The organism is Paenibacillus sp. FSL R5-0407 (assembly GCF_038009185.1).
GTDB lineage: Bacteria > Bacillota > Bacilli > Paenibacillales > Paenibacillaceae > Fontibacillus > Fontibacillus vini.
Genome location: NZ_JBBPAX010000001.1, coordinates 2,217,546 through 2,241,178, shown reverse-complemented (window position 1 = coordinate 2,241,178; position 23,633 = coordinate 2,217,546). Strand labels below are relative to the sequence as shown.

At 49.7% G+C, this 23,633-nt stretch carries 21 protein-coding genes; 18 read left to right on the top strand and 3 right to left on the bottom strand.

Going from position 1 to position 23,633, the window contains the following annotated elements:
* Positions 1 to 2: 2 nt before the first annotated feature.
* The gene (locus NYE70_RS10640; RefSeq protein WP_341045944.1) at positions 3 to 707 is read right to left on the bottom strand and encodes an HNH endonuclease; all 705 of its coding nucleotides are present in this window, start codon (positions 705 to 707) and stop codon (positions 3 to 5) included.
* A 183-nt stretch (positions 708 to 890) separates the two neighbouring features.
* Entirely contained in the window at positions 891 to 1,190 is a 300-nt protein-coding gene (locus tag NYE70_RS10635) for a CD3324 family protein (RefSeq protein ID WP_211020108.1), read from the bottom strand.
* Positions 1,191 to 1,551: 361 nt separating this feature from the next.
* Between NYE70_RS10635 and NYE70_RS10630 the strand changes: the two genes are divergently transcribed.
* From NYE70_RS10630 to NYE70_RS10620, 3 genes are all read left to right on the top strand, one after another.
* Positions 1,552 to 2,862, top strand: a complete 1,311-nt coding sequence (locus tag NYE70_RS10630) for a replication-associated recombination protein A (protein WP_341045942.1) — start codon at positions 1,552 to 1,554, stop codon at positions 2,860 to 2,862.
* Positions 2,863 to 3,271: 409 nt separating this feature from the next.
* Positions 3,272 to 3,568 (top strand): transposase, encoded by a 297-nt coding sequence (locus NYE70_RS10625; protein ID WP_211022752.1) that lies wholly within the window; start codon positions 3,272 to 3,274, stop codon positions 3,566 to 3,568.
* A gap of 11 nt (positions 3,569 to 3,579) precedes the next feature.
* A complete protein-coding gene (locus tag NYE70_RS10620; RefSeq protein WP_341047575.1) occupies positions 3,580 to 4,437 on the top strand; it encodes an IS3 family transposase in 858 nt (285 codons plus the stop codon).
* A 903-nt stretch (positions 4,438 to 5,340) separates the two neighbouring features.
* Here NYE70_RS10620 and mnmA read toward each other — a convergent pair.
* Positions 5,341 to 6,474, bottom strand: a complete 1,134-nt coding sequence (gene mnmA, locus NYE70_RS10615) for a tRNA 2-thiouridine(34) synthase MnmA (protein WP_341045940.1) — start codon at positions 6,472 to 6,474, stop codon at positions 5,341 to 5,343.
* A 288-nt stretch (positions 6,475 to 6,762) separates the two neighbouring features.
* Here mnmA and cymR point away from each other — a divergent pair, with 288 nt between their 5' ends.
* From cymR to NYE70_RS10540, 15 genes are all read left to right on the top strand, one after another.
* Complete coding sequence (cymR, locus tag NYE70_RS10610) at positions 6,763 to 7,182, top strand: cysteine metabolism transcriptional regulator CymR (RefSeq protein ID WP_213656463.1); 420 nt, start codon at positions 6,763 to 6,765, stop codon at positions 7,180 to 7,182.
* Between the two features lie 285 nt (positions 7,183 to 7,467).
* Positions 7,468 to 8,619 carry a cysteine desulfurase family protein gene (locus NYE70_RS10605; RefSeq protein ID WP_341045939.1) on the top strand — a complete coding sequence of 384 codons (1,152 nt, stop codon included), beginning with the start codon at positions 7,468 to 7,470 and terminating at the stop codon, positions 8,617 to 8,619.
* A gap of 85 nt (positions 8,620 to 8,704) precedes the next feature.
* Positions 8,705 to 9,226, top strand: a complete 522-nt coding sequence (locus tag NYE70_RS10600; protein ID WP_211020103.1) for a PRC-barrel domain-containing protein — start codon at positions 8,705 to 8,707, stop codon at positions 9,224 to 9,226.
* A 14-nt stretch (positions 9,227 to 9,240) separates the two neighbouring features.
* Positions 9,241 to 9,447 carry a hypothetical protein gene (locus tag NYE70_RS10595; RefSeq protein WP_114495707.1) on the top strand — a complete coding sequence of 69 codons (207 nt, stop codon included), beginning with the start codon at positions 9,241 to 9,243 and terminating at the stop codon, positions 9,445 to 9,447.
* A 185-nt stretch (positions 9,448 to 9,632) separates the two neighbouring features.
* Positions 9,633 to 10,700, top strand: a complete 1,068-nt coding sequence (locus tag NYE70_RS10590) for an AI-2E family transporter (protein WP_211020102.1) — start codon at positions 9,633 to 9,635, stop codon at positions 10,698 to 10,700.
* A gap of 430 nt (positions 10,701 to 11,130) precedes the next feature.
* Positions 11,131 to 13,755, top strand: coding sequence for an alanine--tRNA ligase (gene alaS / locus NYE70_RS10585; protein WP_341045938.1), 2,625 nt, complete (start codon positions 11,131 to 11,133; stop codon positions 13,753 to 13,755).
* A gap of 372 nt (positions 13,756 to 14,127) precedes the next feature.
* Positions 14,128 to 14,388: an IreB family regulatory phosphoprotein gene (locus NYE70_RS10580; RefSeq protein WP_211020266.1), complete on the top strand. Its 261-nt coding sequence runs from the start codon at positions 14,128 to 14,130 to the stop codon at positions 14,386 to 14,388.
* 8 nt (positions 14,389 to 14,396) lie between these two features.
* Positions 14,397 to 14,813, top strand: coding sequence for a Holliday junction resolvase RuvX (gene ruvX, locus NYE70_RS10575; RefSeq protein WP_211020100.1), 417 nt, complete (start codon positions 14,397 to 14,399; stop codon positions 14,811 to 14,813).
* Positions 14,814 to 14,825: 12 nt separating this feature from the next.
* Positions 14,826 to 15,143 carry a DUF1292 domain-containing protein gene (locus NYE70_RS10570; RefSeq protein WP_211020099.1) on the top strand — a complete coding sequence of 106 codons (318 nt, stop codon included), beginning with the start codon at positions 14,826 to 14,828 and terminating at the stop codon, positions 15,141 to 15,143.
* Entirely contained in the window at positions 15,130 to 15,438 is a 309-nt protein-coding gene (locus NYE70_RS10565; RefSeq protein ID WP_247681511.1) for a DUF1292 domain-containing protein, read from the top strand. Before NYE70_RS10570 ends, NYE70_RS10565 begins: the two co-directional genes overlap by 14 nt.
* 168 nt (positions 15,439 to 15,606) lie before the next feature.
* Positions 15,607 to 16,659, top strand: coding sequence for an endolytic transglycosylase MltG (gene mltG, locus NYE70_RS10560; protein ID WP_213656467.1), 1,053 nt, complete (start codon positions 15,607 to 15,609; stop codon positions 16,657 to 16,659).
* A 14-nt stretch (positions 16,660 to 16,673) separates the two neighbouring features.
* On the top strand, positions 16,674 to 17,606 hold the full coding sequence (locus tag NYE70_RS10555; RefSeq protein WP_341045936.1) for a peptidase U32 family protein: 933 nt from the start codon (positions 16,674 to 16,676) through the stop codon (positions 17,604 to 17,606).
* Between the two features lie 175 nt (positions 17,607 to 17,781).
* Entirely contained in the window at positions 17,782 to 19,116 is a 1,335-nt protein-coding gene (locus NYE70_RS10550; RefSeq protein ID WP_213656468.1) for a peptidase U32 family protein, read from the top strand.
* Between the two features lie 402 nt (positions 19,117 to 19,518).
* Positions 19,519 to 21,693: a methyl-accepting chemotaxis protein gene (locus NYE70_RS10545; protein WP_213656469.1), complete on the top strand. Its 2,175-nt coding sequence runs from the start codon at positions 19,519 to 19,521 to the stop codon at positions 21,691 to 21,693.
* A 170-nt stretch (positions 21,694 to 21,863) separates the two neighbouring features.
* On the top strand, positions 21,864 to 23,630 hold the full coding sequence (locus tag NYE70_RS10540; RefSeq protein ID WP_341045932.1) for a peptidoglycan D,D-transpeptidase FtsI family protein: 1,767 nt from the start codon (positions 21,864 to 21,866) through the stop codon (positions 23,628 to 23,630).
* Positions 23,631 to 23,633: the final 3 nt, after the last annotated feature.

Below are 23,633 nucleotides of genomic sequence, written 5' to 3'. Positions count from 1 at the left end.
TTTTAACTGTCCCCGATAAAATCCTCCAGGTTGCGATCGGCTTTGCTCTGGTTGCATTCATTGCAGGCACAGACACAGTTCACCGGGGTGGTATGACCGCCCTTCGCTCTAGGTAGCAGATGATCGATTGTATCGCCGTAGTTGCCGCAGAAAAAGCAAGTATGGCGGTCTCGTGCCAGAATGTAGCGGCGAAAGGCCTTGTTGCTGTAGAGCCGCCGGATCGTATTCCGGTTCACGACGACTGCGGCATGCTCTTGCACCAGGGTGACGGCCAGTTCCAGGTCGATCTCCTGATGCCAGCGGCTACCCTTATCCGTGCGCCCGCGCATACGGATTTTGCCCTGGCGGTTCGGACGCAGAACGGATGCGTCCGGGCCTTCTACCGGAGGCGGTGCGGGCAGCGTGCGTGTCGGAGGTTGCGGGGAAGCGGCGACCGGATGGACCGAGCTCCGCGAATTTCGGACAGAGTGATCAGTAACCAGCCGCGGATCAGCCGTTAGTACTGCGGTTTGTTCCAGGTTTTTGAGTTGGGCCCGGCAACTGCGGCAAGTGCCGCGCCGCGATCCTTGGGAGGAGCGTTTGCCTGTTCTTCTGAGGAAATCGGATAGCGGTTTGTTGTCGCCGCAGCGCGCACAGCGTTTAAAGCCGGTGGTTATATCCCCGGCGCTGTGTTGCTGGCTTGGTTCATTGTGATTAGTCGGCATCATCCGGTCACCTCGGTTTAGTGAAAGTTCCTTAGTCCTTTTAGGTCTTTATGTATATTATACCTATCGTGGGTCACTTCTCCTACAGGACGCTAAAAACTCTTATCCTTATCGCTTCCCAAATCAATAGAGGCCGCCCGTATACTGAAAACGGGTCGGCCTCTAGGTTTATACAGTTGAATTGGCTTATTCGGTAACTGCCGCCGCTTCTCTGAGAGAAGAGCGCATTTTACATACGATTTTGCGGATGCTTTCATCGGACAGAAAAAACCTTTCCGCCAGATCGCTGACTGAATGTCCGGTACGGTATAGCCGGAAGATTTCTTCGTTTCTTTTTGCCATTGATGTGCGGGTTCCACTGAGTTCCCCCCAGAGTGCTCTCGAGCAGTCCGGTTTGGGGATATAGAGCAGTTCGCCTTGAATGTAATCTTGAAGCTCCTTCAGCAGCCTAGGGGGAAGCACATCCTTCCCATTTTTGTAGTTCACGATCATGATCCTCCTTGATCCGTTCTGTTGTTAACGGTGTTAGTTGGAATAATTGAGTGTACATGGTCGTAAATCCCCCTTTCGGCATTGTATTTGCGTATATTTTAACACAGAGTATTCCAAACGGAAATAAGAGGGGCTAAAAGCCCCTCGTTGTACGGCTTCCGCGTTACGCGGAAACCACCTCATTCACTGTAATCACTTCGATCAGCCCCCTTTCCAGTGATTCGTCGGCCCGACATCTATATTAACTCATATATCCATAAAGGAAGGAAGCTAAAGAACGTTTATAAATGTTTTTTACCAGGCATGTGCTAGAATAGTAAACAGTGGTTAATCAAAGATTCAAGGAAGTGAAATGATGGACTTATTCTCTTATACCCGGGAAAACGATCCCTCCGGACGGCTGCTGGCGGACCGGATGCGGCCGACAACCCTGGACGAATATATAGGGCAGGAAAGCATCATCGGGCCCGGAAAATTGCTGCGGCGGGCGATTGAAGCGGACCAGATTTCTTCGATTCTGCTGTATGGACCTCCGGGCTGTGGAAAAACGACGCTCGCGCATATTATATCGAATCATACCCAGGCGGAATTCGTACGCCTCAATGCGGTGGACGCTTCCGTAAAGGATGTTCGCGAGGTTATCGAAAAAGCGCAGAACGATAAATCGTTTTACGGCACGAAAACGATCCTGTTCCTCGATGAAGTACACCGTTTCAACAGTTCGCGGCAGGACGCCCTGCTTCCGGCGGTGGAGAAGGGAACGATCATCTTTATCGGCGCGACGACGGAAAATCCGTTCCACTATGTCAACGGGGCCTTGCTGAGCCGTTCGACGCTCTTCCAGCTGGAGCCGCTGACGAAGGAGCATTCGCTGATCGCGATGCGCCGTGCGCTGAGCGATCGGGACAAAGGCCTCGGCTTCATGAAGCTCGAGGCCTCGGACGAGGCGCTCCAGCACATCGGCGAGATGGCCAACGGCGATATCCGCCGGGCCCTGAACGCGCTGGAGCTGGCCGCGATGACGACGCCGCCGGAAACGGACGGCACCGTCCGCATTACGCTGGAGGTGGCGGAAGAGTCGATCCGCCGCCCGCTGGTCAAAGCGGATGAGTCGACGCAGTACGACGTCCTCTCCGCATTTCACAAGAGCATCCGCGGCTCCAGCGATGCCGCGTTGTTCTGGTTTCTCTACGCGGTAGAGAAACTGGGCATGGACCCGATGACGTTCCTTCGGCGGCTGATCGCCGCCGCGAGCGAGGACATCGGGCTTGCAAACCCGCAGGCCATGGTACAGGCGGTAAGCGCCTTGGAAGCTTACCGCAACAACGGCTGGCCTGAAGCGAAGCTGAACATCGCCCAGGCGATTCTGTTCGCCGTCGAGAGCCCCAAATCGAACGCCGTGGTCGCGGCGATTTCGAATGCGATGTCGGCGATGGACGAGGTCAAATCCGCCGAAGTGCCGCTGCATTTGCGGGACGCCCATTATAAAGGGGCGGTCAAGCTCGGGCACACCGGCTATAAATACCCGCATAATTTCCCCGGCCATTACGTGAAGCAGGACTACCTGCCGCCGAATTTGGCCGGCCGGACGTTCTACCAAGCGACCGAGCAGGGCAATGAGAGCAAAATCCGTCACAATCAGGAGCTGCGGCGTAGAGGGGATTAGCCCGATATGTGGCAACCAGAGCAGGGAATGGTGCGGTTGATTTGAATGGATGCAAAATAACTGGGTTTTCTGCAGCTAATTAATTGTCAATCACGATTTCCCGGTAATAATTAGAGGTTATCCAGCTAAAGCAGCGCAATCGCCGATTTTCCGGTAATTAACTAGAGGTTATCCAGCTAATGTAGCGCAATCGCCGACTCCGATAATTAACTGCATTTTCTACAGCTAATTTGCCGTTATAACCTGATTCGCAGTATTTAACTGGAAAAACTACATCTATTTTGATGGTTTTCTGAAGAGTGCAGTGTAATTGGCCGAATTAACTGCAGGTTTGCAGCTAGAATAAAAAGTAGACACCTCTTAATGTCACACAGATAATAAATCTATTGAGGCAGAAAGGGTGTCGAGAATGAGTGAGTCTAGGCAACGATACAATGAAACATTTAAGCGTGAAGCCGTAAAGTATGTGCAAGAGCAGACGAAGACGTTGGAGCAGGTGGCCGACGAACTGAACATCAATCCCGGTACGTTGAGAAACTGGGTGGGTAAGTACCGTGAGTTTGAAAATGAACCGGTAAACCAAGGAGAATCACTTCGACAGCAATCCCAGCTCATTGAAGACCAAAAACGTGAGATCGCGGACCTGAAAGAAGAGATCGAAATTTTAAAAAAGGCCGTGCACATCTTCGGGAAAGAAAAGAACTAAGGTTCCAGTTCATCGAAGATCATCGCTCCGAGTTTCGATTGGAGAAGATGTGCAAAGTGCTGCAAGTTTCCCGGAGTGGATACTACAAGTGGCAGGCATCCGAAGCCTCCGAGACAGAGAAGCGTCGAGAGAAACTCGTAGCACGTATTAAATGGCATTTTTACGATTCCGATGAAATCTACGGCAGCCCAAGGATACACAATGAATTGGTAAAAGAAGGATGGACGGTATCGGAACGAACCGTCGGCCTCATCATGCGCGAAAATGGGTGGCGCTCGTGCATGGCTCGAAAATTCAGAGTCACCACCACAGACTCCAATCACGATATGCCCATCGCACCGAATGTACTGGATCAGGATTTCTCTGCCACCAGGCCTAATGAAAAATGGGTGGCTGACATTACCTACATCCCTTGCTACCAGGGAAAGCTGTACCTTGCCAGCATTTTGGATCTATATACAAAACAGATCGTTGGATGGAGGCTCAGCGATAAAATGACGACGGACCTCGTCCTTGAAGCACTAAATCAGGCGTACGAGGCTAAGAAGCCAAAGAGTGTAATTCACCATTCCGATCGCGGCTCCCAGTATGCCTCCAAGGAGTACCGTGAACAACTGGCACGCTTAGGCATACAGCCAAGCATGAGTCGTAAAGGTAACTGCTATGACAATGCCTGCATCGAGGCGTTTCACAGCATCTTAAAACGTGAATTCATCTACAGCAGGCCAAAATTCAGGACCAAGGAAGAGGCTCAACAGAAGCTGTATCGTTACATTGAGTTCTTTTACAACCGCAAGCGCTCAAATAGCACAATTGGTTACATGTCACCGGTGCGCTTTGAACAGATGTACTACCAATTTACAGCTTAAGGGTGTCCACTTTGTTGACAGAAGAGCAGTTTTACAGTTAATGTGGCGCATTCACGGATTTCTCGATAATTAGCTGTAGTTTTTACAGCTAATGCAGAAGCAATCGCCGATTTCCCGGTAATTAACTGGAGGTTATCCAGCTAATGCAGCGTAATCGCCGACTCCGATAATTAACTGCATTTTCTACAACTAATTAGCCGTTATAACCTGATTTGCAGCATTTAACTGGAAAAACTACATCTATTTTGATGGTTTTCTGAAGAGTGCAGTGTAATTGGCCGAATTAACTGTAGGTTTTACAGCTAATGTGGCGCATTCACGGATTTCTCGATAATTAGCTGTAGTTTTTACAGCTAATGCAGAAGCAATCGCCGATTTCCCGGTAATTAACTGGAGGTTATCCAGCTAATGCAGCGTAATCGCCGACTCCGATAATTAACTGCATTTTCTACAGCTAATTTGCCGTTATAACCTGATTCGCAGTATTTAACAGCAAAAACTACATCTATTTCGGAGGTTTTCCGAAGAGTGCAACGTAATTGGCCGAATTAACTGCAGGTTTTACACCTAATGTGGCGCATTCACGGATTTCTCGATAATTAGCTGTAGTTTTTACAGCTAAAGCAGAAGCAATCGCCGGTTTCCCGGTAATTAACTGGATGTTATCCAGCTAATGTAGCGTAATCGCCGACTCCGATAATTAACAGCAGGTTTTACAGCTAGTCACCATCATGTGACGCCGAGCACCGCGCGCTGCAGCGCCAATCGCCGACCCCCGATAATTAACTGGAGGTCATCCAGTTAAACTAAGCTTTTTATCTCATCAAAAAAGAAGCACCCGCGCTTTCCGGCAATATAACGCCGGAAAGCGTGGGTGCTTTTTCTTATTGCTTATTCTTAAACTTACCGATGTCGGCCAAGCTCCGGAACCGGAAGTTTCTCCGGCGCTTCGATGATTCCGCCGCCGAGGCAGACTTCGCCGTCATAGAAGACAACGGCTTGTCCAGGCGTGATCGCCTTTTGTGGTCCGTCAAATTGCACGGATAGAGTGCCGTCTTCCTGCGCCGTCACGGTTACGCCCTGATCCGGCTGGCGATAACGGAATTTGGCGGTGCATTTGAACGGGCCTTGCGGCAGCTTGTCTGCGCCGGCGATCCAGTTGACGTCCGAAGCGGTCAAGCCGGTGGAATACATGCTTGGATGCTTATCGCCTTGGACGACGTACAGGATGTTTTGTTCCAGGTCTTTTTCGGCTACGAACCACGGTTCGCCGTTGCCCGATCCACCGATGCCAAGGCCTTGCCGTTGACCGAGCGTGTAGTACATCAGGCCGTCATGCTGGCCCTTGACTTCGCCGGTGACGATATCGACCATATTTCCCGATTTGGCGGGCAAATAGTGGCTGAGGAATTCGCGGAAGTTGCGTTCCCCGATGAAGCAAACGCCGGTGCTGTCTTTTTTCTTGGCCGTATACAGGCCCGCTTCTTCAGCAATCCGGCGAACCTCCGGCTTGGGAAGATGTCCGATCGGAAACATGGCTTTGGACAGCTGATCCTGGTTCAAGGCATTCAAAAAATAGGTTTGGTCTTTATTGTTATCAACGCCCCGGAGCAGCTTGTAAGTTCCGGCTTCCTCGACGACGCGGGCATAATGCCCGGTGGCTACATAATCGGCACCAAGATCCAGAGCCTTGTTCAAAAATTCGCCGAATTTAATTTCCCGGTTGCACATGACATCCGGATTTGGCGTACGGCCCCGCTTATATTCCTCCAGGAAATAGGCAAATACTTTATCGAAGTATTCTTTTTCAAAATTGACGGTATAGTACGGGATATCGATTTGCTCGCATACGCGGCGCACATCCTCGGCATCCGCTTCCGCCGTGCAGTAGCCGAATTCATCGGTATCGTCCCAGTTTTTCATAAAAATGCCGATCACGTCGTATCCCTGCTGCTTCAGCAGGAGAGCGGTGACGGAGGAATCGACTCCGCCGGACATACCGACGACGACGCGTGTTTCATTAACGGGTTTGTTCATATGATCACTCCTTCGGCCAATCATGGGCCCAACGTTATTTTAGCATAATAGGAAGGGATTCGTTCGATCCCGTGCTTGAAAGTGCATTACCATCGATCCGGCACAGTTAAGCATGTGTAAATTTTGTGTAAACAAAATTCAGTTTTCGTGCTGTGGGCTGTTTTCCAAACCGAGGCGGATATGTTACGATAAACAAAGGTTAGAGATAGGAATAGGTAGTAATACTATTCTAATTGATCAAAGTTCAATTATATAAAGATTATTTGAAAATTGAAAGAGGTGGCTTCTTTGAAGATTTCCACAAAAGGACGCTATGGCCTGACCATTATGATGGAGTTGGCCGCTAAATTTGGCGAAGGTCCGACTTCCCTAAAAAGCATTGCCGAAAAGAACCAATTGTCCGAGCATTATCTTGAGCAATTGATCGCGCCGCTGCGCAATGCCGGGCTGGTTAAAAGCGTCCGCGGGGCATATGGCGGTTACATTTTGTCCCGAGAGGCAAGCGAAATCACTGCCGGTGATATTATCCGCGTATTGGAGGGGCCGATTTCACCGGTCGATTTTACGGAAGAAGATGATCCGGCCAAACGCGATTTATGGCTGCGGATTCGCGATAGCATTGCCGAAGTGCTGGATTCGACAACCCTCGAGAATATGATTTCCTTCGAGGAACAGGGCGCAAAGGAAAATTACATGTTTTACATTTAAATCCACAGCGTCTAACATATAATCTTACTACCAAGATAGAGGTTCCGGGAGGAGCCTCTATTATTTATTTGCAAACCGAATGCGATCCGCTTGGGGGATGAGAGTCCACAGTATTAAGCTGTACAAAAAAAGGGAATACGATTAATATGAAAAAGCGTTGAAATTGCAAAATTTCTTTACATTTTACCATAATACGCATAACATAGATGAGCCAACACGAGTACCGTCGCTTTCGGGACGGTGATTTTGTTTAAATAACCTCAAAATAAGTTAAGGTGATGCCTAATGAAAAACATATACTTGGACCATGCAGCTTCAACGCCGGTGCACCCGGATGTTGCGGAAACCATGCTGGACGTTATGCGGCGGCAGTACGGCAATGCGTCGAGTGTTCATTCTTTCGGACGGGCTGCTAAAAGACTGGTAAACGGTTCACGGGACAGCCTGGCCCGGTTTATCGGATGCCGTTCTGATGAAGTGGTGTTTACGGGCGGCGGAACGGAGAGCGATAACCTTGCGTTGTTCGGGACGGCAGAGGCCCGGCGGGATCGCGGACGTCATATCATTACGACGGCAATCGAGCATCATGCCGTTCTTCATGCTTGCCATCGACTGGAAAAACAAGGGTTTGAAGTTACATATTTACCTGTCGACCGGTATGGACAAGTTCATTCCGAGCAGGTCGAAGCAGCCATCCGGCCGGATACGATTCTGGTTAGCGTGATGTACGGGAACAACGAGATCGGTACGATTCAGCCTATCGCCGAAATCGGCGAGCTCACTTCGGCAAGGGATATCGTTTTTCATGTGGATGCCGTTCAGGCGCTTGGTGCTGTACCGATCAACTGCAACGAGCTTCCGGTCGATTTAATGAGCTTCTCCTCGCATAAAATCAATGGTCCTCAAGGAGTGGGCGCATTATATATCCGCAGGGAATTGTCCATTGAGCCCATCCTTTATGGAGGACTGCAGGAGCGCAAACGTCGTGCCGGAACCGAGAATATGGCGGGCATTGCAGGGTTCGCGAAAGCGGCGGAATTGGCCGCTGCTCAGCTTCCGCAGCGGGCTGCTCACGATGAAGAGCTTCGTGAAGTACTGATCTCCGGGCTGAAGAGAGAGATCGGCGAGGACCGTTTTCATGTCAACGGCCACCCTTCGCAGCGACTTCCGCATATCCTCAATATCAGCTTCCCTGAATGCGATACGGAGACGATGTTAATGAATCTCGATATGGAGGGAATTGCCGTTGCCAGCGGTTCGGCGTGCTCTTCCGGTTCAATAGAACCGTCGCATGTGCTTGAAGCCATGAATTTGCCGCAAAATTTTTTACGTTCTGCGATTCGTTTCAGCTTTGGTTTGGGTAATACTAGTGAAGAAATGGAACATACCGCCGAAAAAATTGGAACCATATTAGAGCGTCTTCGTAAAAGAAGATAATGGGCGTCTTTTGCAGTTTTTTCGGGAGGAGGTTGTTTCGTTTTTTAGGGATCAGGAGATTGTTACAGTAGGAGGACCCATGAGCATGAAACTTCAGGAGATGGTAGGCTTGGCCGTGTTCGACGTGGAAGACGGCAAACAAATCGGGAAGGTTTTCGATTTCCTGCTCGATGAGACCTGGAGTATTACGGGCATTCAATTGGAGGGTAAAGCTATGTTTTCCTCCACAATTAAGGTCGTGCTCTGGGAAGATATCGTTGCATACGGTGAAGATGCCGTGATGATTCGCAATCAACAGGCGATCCAAAAAGAGGAAGCCGAGAATATACAGCTTACCTTTAACTCGGGTAGCGGCAAATTGAAGGAACTTCCGATCCTTACCGAGGACGGAATTTTGATAGGGCATGTAACCGATGTTTATTTTGACCATGAATTGGGAAACACAATTACAGGAATAGAAGTCAGTGACGGGTTTTTCTCCGATCTGATGGAAGGGCGAAAAGTGCTGCCTTTTGCACCCGGAATGACCAAAGGCGAAAATGCGATCATGGTGCCTCCAAACAGTGAGCAGCGGCTGGAGAACACTGTGAATTCTGTTAACGGATAGGTGATAATGTGATGATGAAATGTCCAAACTGCAGTTCCAAGGATATCGGCAAAATCGGCTCCCACCAATTTTATTGCTGGGGCTGCTTTATCGAATTGACGGTAAACGGAGAGAAGATGTCGGTCTATCAAGTAGAAGAAGATGGAACACTCAGCTCTTTGGATGATTTGTTTTTTGGTGAAGAGGTTCCTCAGGAATTTCCCCAAATGCATCTGTCCTAGCAGTTTTTGATTTGATTGAATATGAGGATGATAAGAGGTTGTGCCGGAGCGATTTTGCTTTGTGCACAGCCTCTTGTTGGTTTATCCGGCGGTTTTCTCTGTTGCTCACGATTATTTTTGTCCTCCCGGGCATATACTTTCTTCATAGCTGGTCCGACTCCGAGCTACGGGAGGGGGTAATTGAAGTGGAGCCGTTCAATAAAAGCAAATTGTTCCGCTATGGGGTTTGGATGCTGCTGGGACTCGTCATTCTTTATTTCGTATGGCTGCTCCGGCCGATGTTTGCCGTAGTTTACGGTTTCTTGAAAGCCATTCTTTCCCCTTTTATCATCGCGATCATCATCTCTTATGTGCTTAATCCTATCGTCAAGATGCTGGGCGGACGGAAAGTCCCGCGCACGGTGGCCGTGCTTCTCATATACGCGGTATTCTTAACAAGCCTGTCGGTTATTTTGATGAATGTCATCCCGATGTTTGTGGAACAGCTGGAGGAGCTCGGGGAGCATTTGCCGGAACTCACTTTACATACTCAGCAACTGATGACCCGCTGGGATAACAGCATCCTCCCGGGGAGCATCCGGATGGGGATGAACAATTGGTTCTTTCAATTTGAGCAGCGGATGGCCGCTTCCATCTCAACTTTTTTGAACAATATCGGAACAACGATCGGCGTCGTATTCAATGCTTTTATCGTCCCGTTTCTCATTTTCTATATGCTAAAGGATTTCGAAGCCTTCGAACGGCTTATATTGAGATATTTACCGAGATCCCGCCGCAAATCCATCGTAACGCTGCTTAAGGAAATCGATGAGGCGCTCGGTAATTATGTGCGCGGTCAGCTCCTGGTGTGCGTGATCATCGGCGTGCTCGCTTATATCGGATATATGATCATCGGGATGCCCTTTGCCTTGCTGCTTGCCGGGGTTGTTGCCGTGTGCAATATTATCCCTTATCTCGGGCCTTTTCTAGGGGCGGCTCCCGCAATGATTATGGCGACGACAATCTCGTGGAAAATGGTGCTGATGGTTTTCCTCGTCAACATGATCTGCCAGCTCATTGAGAGCAACGTCATTTCTCCGCAGGTCGTCGGAAAGACCCTTCATTTGCACCCGATGCTGATCATTTTTGCGCTTCTGGTCGGCGGCGAGATCGGCGGAATTCCGGGTCTCGTACTTGCCGTTCCGCTCTTTGCCGTGGGCAAGGTCGTCATCCAGCATTTTTACGCGTATTATGTAAGGAGAAAAACGGTGTAACCACAGGGATGTAGCGCATTGACATCAGTGGTGCCGCCTTATATACTTAGAATGATTTATTTGAACGAATTTGACATTCATAAACGAAATCGTTGACGAAAAGAAGTATGTCCGATGTTGATTTTCCCAGAGAAGGCGTTCCTTCGCTGGTGATGCGGCCTTAAGGCCGTTTCCCTGACGATGGCTGAAAGAACCCGAAATATCGCCGGACAGAAGCGCTGTTTTCCGAGTGTGAGCCAAAAACTCACCGGATGGTCCCCGTTACAGGACCGTACAAGGCGATCGCCTCCTTATTAGGACAGAATTCACGGGGAGACGATAACCAGGGTGGTACCGCGAGACAATCGTCCCTGATTTTCAGGGGCGTTTTTTCTTTGTTTGCCTAACCGCAAACATGAACTATAGATCATAAACTTTAGGAGGAAAATAGATGAAAGCAAGTGAAATTCGCTCCAAATGGCTGCAGTTTTTTGCCGGTAAAGGACATAAGGTCGAGCCAAGCGCCTCGCTCGTTCCTCATAACGATCCGTCCCTGTTGTGGATCAATGCCGGTATGGCTCCGCTCAAAGCCTATTTTGACGGCCGTGTGAAACCGGAAAACCCGCGTTTGACCAATTCTCAGAAGTGTATCCGCACCAACGACATCGAGAATGTCGGCAAGACGCGCCGGCACCATACGTTTTTTGAAATGCTGGGCAATTTCTCGATCGGTGATTACTTCAAAGAAGAAGCGATTACCTGGGCTTGGGAATTCTTGACCGGAAAAGACTGGATCGGATTTGATCCGGAACGCTTGTCGGTCACCGTTTATCCGGAGGATGAAGAGGCCTTCAAACTGTGGAATGAAAAAGTCGGCCTTCCGGCCGAACGCATCATTAAACTGGAAGATAACTTCTGGGACATCGGCGAAGGTCCATGCGGACCGTGCACGGAAATTTTCTATGACCGCGGAGACGCTTACGGCGATCTGTCCGATCCCGAATGCTTCCCTGGCGGGGAGAACGAGCGCTTCCTGGAAGTCTGGAATCTTGTTTTCTCCCAATTTAATCACAACAAAGACGGCAGCTATACTCCGCTTCCCAACAAAAATATCGATACCGGCGCCGGTCTGGAACGGTTTGCTTCCATTCTGCAGAACGTCAATTCCAACTTTGACACCGACTTGTTCCAGCCGATCATTGCCAAGACGGCTTCGCTGGCAGGCGTGACTTATGGAGTTAAAGAGGAAACGGACGTAGCGTTCAAAGTCATCGCCGACCATATTCGTACGGTCGCCTTTGCGGTAGCGGACGGCGTGCTTCCTTCCAACGAAGGTCGCGGTTATGTTATCCGCAGATTGCTCCGCCGTGCGGTACGTTACGGAAAAATGATCGGGCTGGACAAACCTTTTATGTACAACCTGGTGGACACGGTTGGCGAAATCATGGGTAGCTACTATACGGATGTCGTTACGAAACGCGAATTCATCGAGAAGGTTATCCGCTCGGAGGAAGAACGTTTCCATGAAACGCTCAGCGACGGTCTGGCTATCCTGGCCGACGTAAGCGCCGAAGCTAAAGCGGCCGGACGCAACCTGATCAGCGGCGCGGATGCGTTTAAATTGTACGATACGTACGGCTTCCCGCTGGATTTGACGGAAGACTTCGCAGCCGAACAAGGACTTGGCGTTGACCGCGAAGGGTTCGAAGCGGCGATGGAAGAACAACGCGAGCGCGCACGGGCTGCCCGTCACGATAGCGGAAGCATGAAGGTTCAGGGCGGCGTCCTTTCGGATTTCACGACTAAAACGGAATTCATTGGATATAATGAGCTTGATGCGGTGACTGAAATCGTAGCGATTATTTCGGACGACCAATTTGTCGATTCGCTCGCATCCGGCCAGTCGGGGCAGATCATTTTGGCGAAGACGCCATTCTATGCCGAAAGCGGCGGCCAGGTCAGCGACCAAGGGACCATCCGCAGCGGCTCCGGCACGGCGTCGGTACAGGGCTTGTTCAAAGCTCCGCACGGCCAGCATGTTCATCAGGTTACGGTGACTTCCGGCGAACTGCGTACCGGTTCGGAAGCAACCGCAGAGGTCAACGGGGAAATGCGCCGGGACATCGTGAAGAACCATACAGCAACCCATTTGCTTCATAAGGCGTTAAAAGAAACGCTGGGCGAGCATGTCAATCAAGCGGGTTCCCTGGTTGAACCTCAGCGTCTTCGTTTCGACTTCTCCCATCTGGGCAGCATTTCGCCGGAGGAGCTGGTGGAGATCGAGCGCCGGGTCAACGAGCAAATCTGGAATTCTCTGAATGTCCTGATTGAATTGAAGCCGATTGATGAAGCAAAGGCTATGGGGGCTATGGCGCTCTTTGGCGAAAAATACGGCGATGTCGTCCGGGTCGTTCAAGTCGGCGGTTACAGCCTTGAGCTGTGCGGCGGCTGCCATGTAAACAATACGTCGGAAATCGGTCTGTTCAAGCTGGTGAGCGAAAGCGGGATCGGCTCGGGCGTACGACGGATCGAAGCGGTAACCGGCCGCGGAGCGTATATGTTCATGGACGGACAATTGGATCTTCTGAAGCAATCGGCAGGATTGCTGAAGTCTAATTTGAACGATGTCCCTAAGCGGATCGAGGCTTTGTATCAGCAGCTTAAAGATTTGGGCCGCGAGAATGAATCGCTGCAAAGTAAACTTAGCTCCATTGAAGCTGGAGAACTGACAGATAAAGTTGTCGTTGTGGGTCAAACCAAGCTCCTGTCCGCAAACGTGCAAGCAGGCAGTATGGATGCGTTGCGCGGACTTGCCGACGAATTGAAGGTGAAGCTGCCGGATACCGTGCTTGTGCTTGGAGCTGCCATGGATGACAAAGTAAACTTCGTCGTGGTTGTACCGCAGGATGAAGTGAAACGAGGCCTTCATGCCGGCAAGCTCGTCAAAGAAGTCGCTGCGGTTTGCGGCGGCGGCGGAGGCGGACGCCCGGATATGGCTCAGGCCGGAGGCAAGGATGTCACCAAGCTGGAAGAGGCGCTCAAGCTGCCGGAGCAATGGATCGCTTCGCAGGCTTAGGCCCAGGCCGAATTCAAGATTCGAAGTCGAATATGCACCTGGATTTCACTTCGTGATCAAAAGTCAACGGCTTTTCAGCACCGAGAGCATCCGGAATTCACTTCGTGATCAAAAGTCGACGACTTTTCAGCACCGAGAAGGTTGGATGAAGGCAGGCACTGAGTAGCGGAGCGTAGGAAAGTCCTACGTGAGCAACGGAAGGGCCGGACAGAATTCAAGATTCGATGTCGAATAACACCTGTGAATTCACTTCGTGATCAAAAGTCGTTGTTGAAAATTTCCTTATGGGGCCCATGGTATGATATAGTAATGATAGATAAAGACGAAATCAGCTGCGGGATTTCCGCAGGTCTGAAGAAGCGAGGTGTCATCATGGACTCCATGGATAAAACCGTCAAGTTCAACGTCACGGGCGATGAGCGGGAAGCGTCTGCGCAGGAAATTCTACTTGCGGTTTACGAGGCGCTCCAGGAGAAGGACTACAACCCGATTAACCAGATTGTAGGTTACTTGTTGTCCGGGGACCCGGCATATATTCCGCGCCACAATAATGCGAGAAGCATGGTTCGCAAGAAAGAGCGCGACGAACTGATTGAAGAGCTGGTCAGATATTATCTTGCCGGCCACCGTTAGGAGATAGGATGAAAATATTGGGTTTGGATTATGGGGACCGGCGGATCGGTGTGGCCGTTAGCGATGCTTTCGGCTGGACCGCCCAGGGTTTGACGGTGATCGAACGTCGTCATGAAGGCGGCGATCTTGACCGCATCTCGGAATTGGTATCGGAGCATGGTGTGGAGGAAGTCGTTGTAGGGCTGCCGAAGAACATGAACGGTACCATCGGACCCCGCGGTGAGATTTGTATTGCCTTTGCCGAGGAACTGAAGACGATTCTTCAGATTCCCGTTCATTTATGGGATGAGCGTTTGACCACGGTATCCGCACATCGGACTCTGATCGAAGCGGATGTCAGTCGGAAAAAGCGCAAAGGGGTCGTTGATAAGATGGCCGCAAGCTTGATTTTGCAAAATTATTTGGACTCTAAGAGTCAAAGGTGAGGGTGATCGCACATGTCTAAAGATCGTATCGGCAATGAAGAAGAACCGGAAATTATTTATATTCCCGACGAAGAGGGCAACGAAGAAGAATTCGAAGTCATTATGAAATTCGAAGTCGACGGTTCGGACGCCAAGTATATGATGGTCGTTCCTCTGGATTCCGCTGAGAGTGAAGATGAAGAGAGCGAAGAAGTATACGCATTCCGTTACGAAGAAGACGGAGATGACCTGAAGCTATACACTATTGAGAGCGACGAAGAGTGGGAAATCGTTGAAGAGACGTTTAATACGCTGATCGACGAGTTCGACGGGGAGGATGACCGTGACTGATTATTCAGCGGATCAGGTGATCTGGACTTCCCGTGTCACCGACGCTTTTGGTCCTGTAGTTGAATTGCAGGATGACCAGGGCAAGGTATCTTATTACAACGTCGAGAAAGAATTCGATGTAGCCGGCGCTTCCTATGCTGTTCTTCGTTCGGAGAACGGCAATGAAGATGATGAGCCGGAGATTTTCAAAATTTTGACGGCTGCGGACGGTTCCCTGGAACTCGTTACCATTGATGATGACGATGAATGGGAAAATGTGTCTGAATTGTATGATGAATTAACCTTCCCGGAATAGACCGGGAAGGCATACCTATGGTAATATAGACCGGACTGAGAAGAGCGGGACAACCGCTCTTTTTGGATTGTTTAGAATCTATATTTTCCGGGAATTCCCGAGGTACAAACCATCGAATTAGACAATAAGGCAACACACTAATTCGAAGATTATAAAGGAGTTGAGCGGTTGAAGAGGGCGCTGAAATGGCTTATTTCGATCATTCTAATCATCGTTATCGCCGGTGCCGCCGGCGGGTTGTATGTATATAACGGAATGCAGCCCGTAAAGGCATCGGAGCAGCCTGTGAAATTTACGATAGAGCCTGGAACTGGAACGAACGGCATTGCCGAAATTTTAGAGGATCAAGGACTGATTAAAAATTCCTTTTTATTCCTTTCCTATTTGAAATGGAAATCCGAGGGGAGCCGTTTTCAAGCCGGTGTGTACGAGCTCAACCCAGGCGCGACTTATGAAGAGATTATCGCCAAGCTTAATAGCGGCGACGTAGTGAAAGCTGAAATGATCCGCTTTACGATTCCGGAGGGATTCACCGTGACTCAGATGGCGGATAAATTGGCTGAGCAAGGGATCGCGAATAAGGAAGTATTTTTGGATCTGGCAAAACAGGCAACAGGATTAAGCAATGCATTGCTTGCGGATCTTTCGGATAGTGACCAGCTCACTTTCAAGCTGGAGGGCTATTTGTTCCCTGAAACGTATGAACTGAAAAAAGGAAGCACGGAGACGGACATCGTGCAGCGGATGTTTGAAGAAACAAGCAAGCGGCTGGATGAAATTCCGGATTTCCGCGAGAAGCTGGCCCAGCGGGGAATGAGCTTGAATGAACTTATGACCGTGGCTTCGCTGGTTGAACGCGAGGTGGTTGCGGATAACGAACGCGCGCTTGTGGCCGGTGTTATCTACAATCGTCTGGCTGAAGGAATGAAGCTGGAAATTGACGCTACGGTACAGTACCTATTGGGTAAGCCTAAAGAGAGGTTGATGAATTCCGATTTGCGAAGCGTTGACAGCCCGTACAACACTTATCTTTATGAAGGACTTCCGCCGGGTCCCATTGCGGCGCCTAGTTTGAAATCGATTGAGGCGGCGCTTGAGCCGGAATCTTCGGAATATCTTTTTTATGTGACAAAAAAAGATGGCAGCGGAGAGCACCTGTTTGCCAAAACGTATAATGAACATTTGAAGAACATCAAGAAAAGCAAGGCTGCGGCCGAATAACTGAGGTGGATAACATGGGTAACAAACCGGAACTGCTCGTTCCCGCCGGATCCTTGAAGGAACTGGAGACTTATCTCGCGGCGGGAGCAGATGCGGTATTGATCGGAGAAGCGAAATACGGTATGCGTTTGCCGGGCGATTTTGCATTGACGGACATTGCTGAGGCTGTCGCATACGCGCATGAGCGTGAGGCCAAGGTCTACGTTAGTATCAATAAGCTGCTTCATAATGAACAATTGGAAGAACTTCGGCATTATGTAACCGAGCTCTCGAAGGCGGGCATCGACGGAATTCAATTCGGCGATCCGGCCGTACTTCAGACTGTCCGGGAAATCGCCCCGCAAATTTCGCTTCACTGGAACGCCGAGATGACTTCGACGAATTATTCCACAGCGAATTATTGGGGTACCAAAGGAGCGAGCCGTGTCGTACTCGCCCGCGAATTGAATATGGACGAGATTACAGAGATGCAGCCTAAGCTGAACATTGACTCGGAAGTACAAGTTCACGGGATGACCAATATTTATCATTCCAAGCGGCGCCTGGTTCACAGTTATATGACGCATCAGGGTCGGCCGGTTGATGGCGGAAGCCTGGACAAAGATCGCGGCTTATTCCTGGTCGAAGCGGAACGCCCTGATGAGAAGTTCCCGATTTACGAAGATGAAAACGGGACTCATATTATGAGTTCCGATGATATTTGCATTTTGGAAGACCTCCATCTGCTGATGGCTTCGGGGGTAGACAGTTTTAAAATCGAAACCTTGTTCAAGCCGTCCGCATACAACGAAACGGTGATCCGGATCTATCGCCAAGCGATCGATACCTATTTTCAGGACCCGGAAAATTACGAGTTTGACGAGGAATGGATGGAAAGCATCCGCCGGGTTCAGGATCCCGAGCGTGAGCTCTCTTTCGGCTTCTTCTACAAGGAACAGGTATATTAATTGATCTGTGCGGAGCGGGACGTTTGAATCTGGAGAAACAATAGTGTTCGCCTTTGCTGCCGAATTATTACCTTGTCTGATTTAATAAAATCAAATAATTCGGGCAGCAACAGCGATCGGAAGATCAAACGGCGTGCGTAGCATGCTTTTTATAAACATTAAGAGGTGAACGAAGATGCAAACAGCGGAGAAACACAGCCCGAAATATACGGGGAAGCGGCACCGGTTAGAGAAACCGGAGCTGCTCGCTCCAGCGGGGAACCTCGAAAAACTGAAATTTGCGATTCATTACGGGGCGGATGCCGTATATATCGGAGGACAAAAATACGGCCTTCGTTCCAATGCCGACAACTTCAGTTTTGAGGAAATGCGCGAAGGGGTCGAGTTTGCCAAAAAGTACGGCGCCAAAGTATTCGTAGCAACCAATATCTATGCTCATAATGAGGACCTGGACGGGATCGAGGAATACCTGCGCAATTTATATGAGGCGGGAATTTCCGCCGTCATCGTTGCGGACCCGATCATCGTCGACACTGCCCGCCGGGCGGTACCGGGACTGGAAGTCCATCTCAGCACCCAGCAATCGACGGTAAATTGGCAGGCCGTGAAGTTTTGGAAAGAGGAAGGCTTGCCGCGGGTAGTTCTGGGCCGGGAGACGAGTCTTGAAGAAATCGAAGAGATCAAAAAACATGTCGACGTTGAAATCGAAGCATTCATCCATGGCGCGATGTGTTCCTCTTATTCCGGACGCTGCGTGCTGTCCAACCATTTTACGGACCGCGACTCCAACCGGGGCGGCTGCTGCCAGTCTTGCCGCTGGAAGTACGATTTGTTCGAGGACAGCCGTCCTGAGACAGCCTGGATTTCGGAAGAGGAAGCTATGGGAGATCCGGTGCTGCAACAATTCCAGCTCGGCGTGACCCAACTGCCGTTGTTTGAGGAACAGGATAATGCTTTTACTATGGGATCCAAAGATCTTTGCATGATCGAACATGTTCCCGATTTGATTGATGTAGGCGTGGACAGTTTCAAAATAGAAGGCCGGATGAAATCGATTCACTATGTCGCAACTGTGGTCAATGTGTACCGGCAAGCGATTGACTCCTATATGGCCGACCCGGATAACTATGTCTTGAAGCCCGAATGGATCGAGGAGATCAACAAGGCGGCAAACCGGCCGTTGAACACTGGATTTTTCTATGATACCCCGGATCATGAGGATCACATTTACGAGCCCGAGGAAAAAGCGGCTCCTTATGATTTTGCCGGTCTGGTCATGGAATATGACGAGGCTACCGGCATGGCGGTTATCCAGCAACGCAACCATTTCAAACCGGGACAGGAAGTGGAGTTCTTCGGACCGGGCGGCACGTTCTTCAAACAGGTCGTTGAACAGATTTGGGACGAAGAAGGCAATGAACTGGACGCGGCGCGTCATCCGCTGCAAAAAGTAAAAATCAAAGTTGACCAGCCTGTTTCCTACTTCGATATGATGCGCAAAAAGAAATAGAACTCCGTTTGTAGCACCCCTGACCAAGTCAAAAACTTGGCAGGGGTTTTTGTTTTGATATGCAAATGTATAAATTCAGTTTGAAAAATCATCCATTCGAGAGGATTCAGCCAGAAGGGATGTTCTGCGATAGTGGTTGAATTTCCCAGCTTTCTTGGGGCTTTACTAGGAGAAACGTTTGCACAAAAAGTTCACTTAGGACGAAAGACCCTTTTTTGAGTTTCGCTAGATTTTTTAACCTAAAAATTAAATTCATCCCTGCAATCTGCCGATATTAAAGAGGAAGTCGTCAATTACTGTCGAATGATGTAAGGTATATGAAAAGAAATTTCAGGTATTAAAGGCATGACCTCAAACCTAATTTGAGGGTGCGACGACTATTATGAGCGGTGGGTGATTGAGATGGGTCTGGTTCCGAAGAGGGAGAACCAAGAGAGCAACAACAAGGAAACCAAGAAAAAAGGCTTGGGGGCAGCAAAAGAAGGTGGGAAGAAATCCTTTGTCATGGGATTAAAGGACAAAACTGCATCATCTTTAAGTAATATGCTCCCCAACCAAATGAATCCCAGCAAATCGGTTGGTGTCCGATTATTTTTAATCTTTTTTATTGCTATTATGTTTTTCGTTTTAACGATTGGTATTATTTCATACCAAATGGCTAAAGGAACCATTCAGAAGAATGCTGAAAGCGCAAACTTGCAAACTATTGTTCAAACTTCACAGAAATTGGATATCGTGCTTAAAAAGTACGAAGAAAATCTTCAGCAGATGTTTCTTGATGACGAGATGCAATCGGCGATTATGGATGCTTCGCTATCCAACATTTCGGATTATGACCGTTTTACGGTAACCAACAAAATGAGAACGCGGCTGAATGGCCTGACCTTTTCCACGAAGGGGATCCTTTCGGTCTATATGATCTCTCCGGACAATATCGTAGATGACGTAATTTCCGGAAACACGAACTTGACGTTCTTGGAATCGGTACGTACGCAACCTTGGTTTGATGAGGTCGCCAAAACCTCGAAAGTTATGTGGATGAACGTTCCGGAAGAGAAAAATTCAGGATCCTCCGTATTCCGGCTTGTAAGATCCGTTCAAAGCGTAAGCAGCATGAAACGATTTGTTCTCATAGCGGATATTAATCTGGAAGTGCTGAATGAATACTTAAAAGAATTGAATCTCGGGAAGGGCTCCGAAATTCAAATGTTGACTCCGGATAATGTGGTAGTCGGTTCTTCGATAGACGGCGAAGAGGGCAAACCGACGGGGATTGACATGAGTAAGGCCGAAGGCCCAACCAACAGCATTTTCACAAAAAACTCGCAAGGCAAATCGGTACTCGCAGTCTACAATACGCAGGAAACGTCAGGATGGAAGCTGGTAGGTACGGTTGCAACCGCAGAACTTGTCAAGGATGCTAACGGTATTTTGCTGACTACATACATTTCTGCAGCCGTAGTAGCTCTCATCACGATACTTATTGCGATGTGGATGGTCCGCATGATTGCACATCCGCTGGGTAATTTGAGAAACCTTATGGAAGAAGGCGCGCGTGGTAACCTGAACGTGCGTATGGAAACGAAGGCCAAGGATGAAATCGGTCAGTTGACCGGCAGCTTTAACCTTATGATGGAGCATATCACCGAACTGGTAAAACAAACGAACAACTCCGCTAAGGATGTACTCGATACGGCTTCCGAGTTGACTCATGCGTCCAATAAAACGGCGCTTTCGGCGAAGGAAATCGCAGTTGCGACAGAGGAGATAGCTAACGGTGCGACAAGCCTTGCAAACGAAGCTGAACGCGGCAACACGCTGACGGAGAATATTTCCCGGCAAATGGAGCGGGTTATCCATGCTAACAAAGAGATGGAAGACTCTGCCCACCAGGTCGAGAAGTCAAGTCAATTGGGTACCGAATATTTGAACGGGCTGCTGGCAAAAACGAATATGACCGTTGAAATGATCAACGCTTTGACCGATAAGGTCGATTCGCTGAAAGCAAGCACGAATTCGGTTCTGAAGGTATTGGACGTCATGCAGAACATTACTCAGCAAACCAATATTTTGTCTCTGAACGCTACAATTGAAGCTGCCCGTGCCGGTGCAGCTGGGCGTGGATTTATGGTGGTCGCCGATGAAATCCGCCAGCTCGCTGATCAGTCGCGGCAATCGATTACGATGGTCGGACAAATTACGGACAACATTCAACAGGAGATGAATGAAACGGTTCAAGCTTTGTCGGATGCGAGCCCGCTGTTCCAGGAACAGATCAGCTCTGTTAAGGAAACCAGCCAAATCTTCGTTTCCGTTCAAGAGCAAATGGGTGGATTTATCCGCCATTTGGACACAGTTACGTCTTCTATTGATGAGCTGAACTCTTCTCAAAATGTCCTCTCGGAGGCGATGGGAAATGTCAGCGCCGTTGCTCAACAATCCTCGGCTACTTCCGAACAGGTTGCCTCGCTCAGCAGTGAGCAGCAGACCGTCGGAGATCAACTGGTTCAGTTGTCGAATAAGCTTGAGAATGTATCCAACGGATTAAAAGAATCCTTGTCCAAATTTACGGTGTAACACAATAGAGATAATTTACCTAGAACCGCCTTGGTGTCCTGCCACGGCGGTTCTATTTGTCGTTATCTATACAAGTTGGACTTAAGAATGCGATGATGGCAAGATTGCCGGATGTGTGAACCCGCTTTTCCCAGGAAATAATGGGATAAAAGAAGTTGGGGGCGGAAGGGATGTCATTACTGCGCAAGAAACGCATATTCTATATTTTAATGGCTTTCACTTTGGTTACTGTGTTATTCGCGGCAAGAATAGCATGGATTCAGTGGGCCTCAGCATATAAGCCTTTAACCGCATCGGGAAGAACCATGAATGAATTGGCAGTCAGACAGCGGGAGGAAGGCATACTTCTGGATCCGGGCCGCGGGCAATTCGTGGATCGAAACGGGCAACCGCTGACCGGCTTTACCCGTTGGAGACCTACTCTGTTCCCGGTCTCGGAGCTGCCGGACAAGGAACATCTGAATATTCTTGCTGATCGGCTCGGGACAACTTCGGACGAACTGAAAACCCTCTGGAGCAGTTTGAAGGTACCTCAACACTGGGATCGAGATGGGCAAGATAAGAAAAAGGAGTATGTAGAGGCTTGGGCCGTGGCAGCTACCGATGGATTTGAAGTGCTGCCCTTCATGGATCGGTATCCAGGTGGGACAACCGGAAAGCAATGGCTTGGATATGTCGCTCAGCGACCCGACACGATAAAGAAAATCGGTAACCCGCGCTTATTCCCTTTGACTATGCAGGTAGGCGCCTCGGGGTTGGAAAGAACGCTGGATCGCTTCTTGCGGGGAACCGGAGGAACGCGCGCCTATTATTCGGTTGACGGGAAAAAGCGCCCCTTGCCAGGAATCGGAACTCGGGCGGAAGGGGCGTCAAATCGCTATTACCCGGTTCAAGTACGGACGACCGTCGACAACGGCATTCAAGAAAGGCTGGAAGGGATCGTTGAACAAATGGATGTGCGCGAAGGAGCCGTTGTCGTGCTGGACGCTAAACAAGGCGATATTGTCTCTATGGTGTCCCGTCCCTTTTTTGACCCGGTCCATATCGACTTGGAGGAAGGAAATTGGAGCAACAGGGCTGTGAAGGCCGCGGCTCCAGGCTCGATATTTAAAACGGTAATTGCTGCGGCGGCCCTCGAAGAAGGCTTGACTCATCCTGGGGAAGTTTTTCATTGTTCCGGACATTACGGCAAATACGGATTATCGTGTTGGAAAAAGGAAGGGCACGGACACATTACGCTGGAGCAGGGATTTGCCCGGTCCTGTAATGTGGTATTCGCTACTTTGGGGGAGCGTCTATCTGCAGACAGTGTTGCCCGGGGAGCAGCCAAACTGGGCTTGAACCAGAAGGTGGGATGGAATGAATCGCATTTTATGGGCGGAGATGATTTGCATCAGCTTGATCAGGAAGAGAAGGGGACCGTGTTCAACCCGGCCGGAGTCGTCGATGGAGGCGCACTGGCTCAGACCGCCCTTGGTCAGCGCGATGTTACCGTAACGCCGCTCCAAGCGGCTAATCTGGTAGTTACGCTGCTGCATGACGGTCAGGTGACCTCTCCCCGCTTAGTCACTCAAATTCGATACAGGGATGAATCCGTCATGGCCAACTTTCCCGTTCATACCATCCGAGGGAACCAAGGGCAAATATCTGCACGGACCGCCCGATTGCTGCGGGAGTGGATGAGACTGGTCGTCACGGATGGAACCGGTCGCACTTTAGCACAAGCGAAGTGGCCGCTGGCAGGCAAATCGGGTACCGCCCAGACGAAAAAGGGCGGAAAGGCGATGAACCATCAATGGTTCATCGGGTACGGACCCGTTTCCAATCCGAAATATGCGGTTGCCGTACTGGTGCAAAACCGTCCGACCGATTCCGAACATCAGGCTGCCGTTTTGTTCCGCAGAACGATGGATATGCTGGCCGAACAGGGATCATAGTCG